Genomic DNA, 503 nt, shown 5'->3' with positions numbered 1-503 from the left:
TAGCGGCGACGGCGTACGGCGTCGGCGGCGGCGCCCAGCGCGTGCAGCGGCGCGGACCGGTAGAGGTCGAGCGCCTCCTCCGGGGTGATCCGACCGCCTTCGGCGGCTCGGTCGAGGACGGGCTGAAGGTCGGCCTTCTCGGTCACCGGGCTGTCACCTTTCGGCGGTTTTTCTACGGATCCTCGGACCGATCCAGCGTACGCCAGCCCGGTGCGCCGTCAGCCGCCGGACCTGGTGAGCTTCCCGTACGGGAGACCGGCGGCGCGTTCCTTCGAGCGGTAGTCCAGGGTGCCGTCGCCGACGAGCCGGAAGACCAGGTCGGCCTCGGTGCTGGTGCAGAGGCCGGGGGTGCTGGGGCGGTCCGGGTCGGTGGCCTCGCGGATGTTCAGCTCCTTCGCGGTGCCGGAGGCGAGGGTGCCGACGCTGTTGCAGGTGACGGTGATGCCGAGCTGGGAGATCGTCGTGCTCATCCGGACGACCTGCTCGCCGCGCTTCCCCTCGGT

1 protein-coding gene is annotated in these 503 nt (G+C 71.8%); it reads right to left on the bottom strand.

Annotation, left to right across the window (positions count from 1 at the left end):
• Window positions 1-218: 218 nt before the first annotated feature.
• Window positions 219-503: hypothetical protein (locus AB0C16_RS40410; protein ID WP_357691475.1), on the bottom strand; the 285-nt coding region annotated here is incomplete at its 5' end.

This window comes from Nonomuraea sp. NPDC048916 (assembly GCF_040649575.1).
In the GTDB taxonomy this organism is placed as follows: Bacteria; Actinomycetota; Actinomycetes; order Streptosporangiales; family Streptosporangiaceae; genus Nonomuraea.
The sequence above is the reverse complement of the archived record's forward strand: the minus strand, read 5'-3'. Positions and strand labels throughout refer to the sequence as shown.